This window comes from Lysobacter sp. (assembly GCF_035655815.1).
In the GTDB taxonomy this organism is placed as follows: Bacteria; Pseudomonadota; Gammaproteobacteria; order Xanthomonadales; family Xanthomonadaceae; genus Lysobacter_J.
In genome coordinates this window covers 1-4,365 of sequence record NZ_DASRTS010000076.1, presented here as the reverse complement: position 1 = coordinate 4,365, position 4,365 = coordinate 1, and the positions used below count along the sequence as shown (strand labels likewise).

6 protein-coding genes are annotated in these 4,365 nt (G+C 66.8%); 3 read left to right on the top strand and 3 right to left on the bottom strand.

Annotated elements, in window-relative coordinates; genetic code table 11:
- Both VFE83_RS18780 and VFE83_RS18775 read right to left on the bottom strand, forming a co-directional pair.
- On the bottom strand, positions 1-275 hold a 275-nt coding region (locus VFE83_RS18780; protein WP_324909005.1), incomplete at its 3' end, for a biotin/lipoyl-containing protein.
- Positions 276-367: 92 nt separating this feature from the next.
- Positions 368-1,186 carry a DUF2884 family protein gene (locus VFE83_RS18775; RefSeq protein WP_324909003.1) on the bottom strand — a complete coding sequence of 273 codons (819 nt, stop codon included), beginning with the start codon at positions 1,184-1,186 and terminating at the stop codon, positions 368-370.
- Positions 1,187-1,496: 310 nt separating this feature from the next.
- On the opposite strand from VFE83_RS18775, the gene VFE83_RS18770 reads away from it, so the two are divergent.
- The 3 genes from VFE83_RS18770 (at position 1,497) to VFE83_RS18760 (ending at position 3,296) form a co-directional block, all read left to right on the top strand.
- Complete coding sequence (locus VFE83_RS18770) at positions 1,497-2,159, top strand: OmpW/AlkL family protein (RefSeq protein WP_324909000.1); 663 nt, start codon at positions 1,497-1,499, stop codon at positions 2,157-2,159.
- 173 nt (positions 2,160-2,332) lie between these two features.
- Positions 2,333-2,527: a hypothetical protein gene (locus VFE83_RS18765; protein WP_324908998.1), complete on the top strand. Its 195-nt coding sequence runs from the start codon at positions 2,333-2,335 to the stop codon at positions 2,525-2,527.
- 25 nt (positions 2,528-2,552) lie between these two features.
- Entirely contained in the window at positions 2,553-3,296 is a 744-nt protein-coding gene (locus VFE83_RS18760; RefSeq protein ID WP_324908996.1) for a DNA-formamidopyrimidine glycosylase family protein, read from the top strand.
- A 160-nt stretch (positions 3,297-3,456) separates the two neighbouring features.
- Here the strand turns inward: VFE83_RS18760 and VFE83_RS18755 are convergent, their stop codons facing one another.
- Entirely contained in the window at positions 3,457-4,344 is an 888-nt protein-coding gene (locus tag VFE83_RS18755) for a DMT family transporter (protein ID WP_324908994.1), read from the bottom strand.
- Positions 4,345-4,365: the final 21 nt, after the last annotated feature.

Genomic DNA, 4,365 nt, shown 5'->3' with positions numbered 1-4,365 from the left:
CGATCTTTGGGCGCTTCGGCGGCGGGCGCCGCATCGCCCGGCTCGATCAGCGCGACCACGCTTCCTTCGGCCAGCTCGTCGCCGATCTTCACCTTGATCTCGCGCACGACGCCGGCGAACGGCGCGGGAACTTCCATCGTGGCCTTGTCGGACTCCAGCGTGACCAGGCCCTGGTCCTGCTTCACCGTGTCGCCGACCGCGACCAGCACTTCGATCACCGGCACGCCATCGTAGTCCCCGATGTCGGGAACGCGCGCTTCTTTCAGCTCAGCCATTGTGGGAGGTCCCGCAGACGCGAAAACCCTATTGTGGACGTTGCCGGCCCATGCGCCAACCGCGTCCTGCATACGTCACGGTATCGGCCGCGTCAGCTTGCCGGATCGGCCTTGGCGGCCGTGTTGTCCCGCGAGTCATCGGGATTTTCGTGCTCGGGCGGGGTGTCGACCAGCCGGGCTTCGAGCAGGTCCAGGGCCTGCCCGCCGGGAAGGCGGAACTCCAGCGCGTCGTCGATCCGGTCCAGCTCCGCCATGCGGCGGCACAGATCGTCGGCTCGGCGTTCCAGCGCACGCGCCCTCGGCTCAACACGCTGGTCGATCTGCGCGTCCAGGCTCTCCAGCCGCTTGAGCCGGCTGGCGTCGCCACTGAACGCCGCGCCGATGGCGCCACTGACGATGTCACCGATGAGGCTGGGAATGACCTCGGCCACCGCTTCGCCGATGCCGTCGCCCAGTTCGCGCGGATTGAAGCGCGTGGCGGTGACCGAGCGCCCCAGACGCGCGTCGATCTGCGTACGCGCCCGGGCGAGCTTGGCCTGCACTTCGCGCGGCTGGCTGCTGAAGCCGGTGGCCACTTCGCCCAGCACGGTGAAGGCGATGTCGGCGGCGTCGCGCCCGATCGCCTGCGCTTCGGGCATCGCCTCGCGTGCGCCGCGTTCGAACGCTTCGATGCGCTCACGATCCGCATTCGACAGTTCGACCCAGCGGTCGTCGACGAACAAGCGTCCCTGGCGCATCACGATCGCCTTCGGCACGCCCGAGTCGCGCGTGAGGATCACGCTGCGCTCATCGATGGTCAGGTCGTAGTCACTGTCCATGTTGCACGACGCATCGATCTCGACGTCGGCCGCGAAGGCGTTCGACGAGCCACACAACGCAAACAGCAGACCCGACGCTAATCGACGATTCATGAGCGATCCCCCGCGCTAGCCGTGCCTGCCTATCTTGCACCGCGCGCGAAGCCGTGTCCTCCACCGGGTTTACACGCCTCGCCAGTGGGAAGCGCGCATTCGTACGCGTGATGGCCGCCTGAAAGCTCAGCCTCGATTCACTTCACGGATGGCAGGCGCACTCCGCCCGCGGGATCCAGGACGCGCAGTGAAAGTTCCATCGATGCCGGATCGCATGGCAAGGACGGTTCATGCGCGTCTGGCTACGTTGGCCGCGCCTCGCAAGAGGCCGCCTCCCCCAGGGCGTCACCAATAACGAGGAGTCCACTCCATGATCCGTTTCCGTCATTTGACCCTGGCCGTCGTGGCCACCCTGGCCATTGCCCCCGCTGCGTTCGCCCAGGACGCCAGCACTGATTCCAGCACCTCAGCGAGCGGCAAGCGCTTCGCCGTGGTCGGCGGCTACGCGCTGTCCGAGCCGACCAGCAATCCGCAGATCGCCGGCGAACGCACCAAGTTCGACGGCGACGGCGCCGCGACGCTGAGCGCCAACTACTACGTCACCGACAACATCGCCATCGAGGCGTGGGGTTCGGCCGACAAGTTCGGCAATCGCGTGAGCACGCCGAACGGCAAGGTCGCCAGCGTCGACACGCAGCCATACGCGTTGAGTGGCCAGTACCACTTCGGCACGCCGCAGAGCACCGTGCGTCCGTTCGTCGGCCTGGGCTACTACGAAGCCAACACCAGCGGCGAGAAGGCCGAGCCGAGCGGCGCACTCGCCGGCCAGCGCATCGGCGTCGAAACGGCCAAGGGCGCGATGGCGACCGCCGGCGTGGACGTGAACATCACGCCGACCTGGTTCGCGCGTGCCGACGTGCGCTACATGCAGGACACGACCGGCCAGCCGAACGTGGCCGTCAACGGCACGAACGTCGGCAAGGCCGAGCTGAACCCGGTGACCGTCGGCGTCGGCCTGGGCGCCCGCTTCTAAGCGTCCCATCGCTGAAACACCACGGGCCCCGAAAGGGGCCCGTTCCATTTGCCGCAACGAGGTTGTCCGTTCACGGTCATTGCGCTCGCACGCCGTGAACCGCCCTTTCCCACGTTCACGCCGCTATAACCGCCCGCAGTTAGGGTCGCGGTGTTTCCCTGGAGGAGTTACGCATGACCACCAAGCTCGACAAACCGCTGCGTCGCGAGATCCAGATCGAGGATCGTCCCTACACGCTCACCATCGACGCCGATGGCCTGAAGCTGGTCGAGAAGGGCCGCCGCAACGGGCAGGAACTGCGCTGGACCGATCTGGTCAACGGCAACACCGCGCTCAACGCGGCGTTGAGCGCGAGCACGGAGCGCTGATCCCCCAAGGCGGACGTACGTCTCCGTGCCCGAAGGGCCGTCCATCGTCATCCTCAAGGAGGAGGCGGCCGGATTTCGCGGCCGGATCATCAAGGAGGTCGCCGGCAACAGCCGGCTCGACCTCACGCGCATGCGCGGTGAACGCGTCACCGCGCTGTGCAGCTGGGGCAAGCACTTCCTGATCTGCTTTCCCGGGTTCGCGATGCGCGTGCACTTCATGCTGTTCGGCAGCTATCGTGTCAACGAACGCCGCGACAACGCCGCACCACGCATGAGCCTGCAGTTCGCGCGCGGGCAGGAACTCAACTTCTACGCCTGCTCGCTGCGCTACATCGAGGGGAACCTCGACGACGTCTACGACTGGAGCGCTGACGTCATGGCCGATGCGTGGGATCCGGCCAAGGCGCGGCGCAAGCTGCGCGCCCAGCCCAACGTCATCGCAGCCGACGCACTGCTCGACCAGAACGTGTTTTCCGGCGTGGGCAACATCATCAAGAACGAAGTGCTGCATCGCATCCGCCTGCATCCGGAGAGTACGATCGGCGCGCTGTCGCCACGCAAGCTGGGCGAACTGGTGACGCAGGCGCGCGAGTACAGCTTCGACTTCCTGCGATGGAAGAAGGCGTACGTGTTGAAGAAGCATTACCAGGTGCACACGAAGACGCACTGCCCGCGTGATGGCGAGCGCCTCACCTACCGCGCCAAGCTGGGCACGCGCCAGCGGCGCGCATTCTTCTGCGAGCGCTGCCAGAAGCTCTATCGGAGCTAGTGCAGAGTGGAGAGGAGTGAGAAACGAGTAACAGCAACGGCAACGGCAACGGCAACGTCGCGATGCGAGCAGGACGACCGGGAGGATGAACAGTTGGGAGCTAGTGGAAGCGATGGGCTGCTCACACTCGTTCCTCACTCCTCTCGCCTCTCCCCTCGCTTCACGGATGTTCGGCCTCGGCGTGCACGCGCTCGCGCCGGATCAGGTACAGGCCACTGACCACGATGATGCCCGCGCCGACCCAGGTGATGCGGTCGGGCAGCACGCCCCAGAGCGTCAGGTCGAACAGCACGCCCCACACCAGCGCGGTGTATTCCAGCGGCGCGATCAATGAAGCCTCGCCCAGCCGGAAGGCTTCCGTGATGGCGTACTGGCCGAGCGCGCCGGCGACGCCGATGCCGGCGATCAGCCAGAAGTGCTCGCGCCGGATCGGCACCCATTCCGGCCACGCCAGTGCGCCCGCGCCGACGGCGATCATCACCATCAGCCACACCATCATCGACTGCGTGCTGTCGGTGCGCGCGAGCACGCGCACCGTAATCGCGCTGACCGCGTACATCACCGCGGCCACCAGCACAGCCACTGCCGCCAGGCTCACCAGGCCTTCGCCGGTGGGACGCAACAGCACCAGCACGCCGACCAGGCCGATGACGATGGCGACCCACCGCCGCGGGCCGACCTTCTCGCCCAGCACCGGTACCGACAGCGCGGTAATCAGCAGCGGCGCGACGAAGAAGATCGAATACGTCGTCGAGAGCGGCAGCTTGGAGACCGCATAGACGAACGTCGCCATCATCGCCACGCCCAGCACGCCACGCAGCAGATGCAAGGACCAACGCACCCGCAGCAGCGGGCGCACGCCGGCCGTGGCGAGCGCCCACACCAGCACCAGCGGCAGCGACGCCGCACCGCGCAGCGACGCCACCTGGAACGGCGGATAGTGCGCCGAAAGCTGCTTGAGGCCCGCATCCATCATCGCGAACAACGCGACGGCCACGAGCATGGTCAACATCGCGCGGGCCTGGTGCGGAGTGGCGGTTGGAGACATGGGTCGAGTCGCACGCGGGTG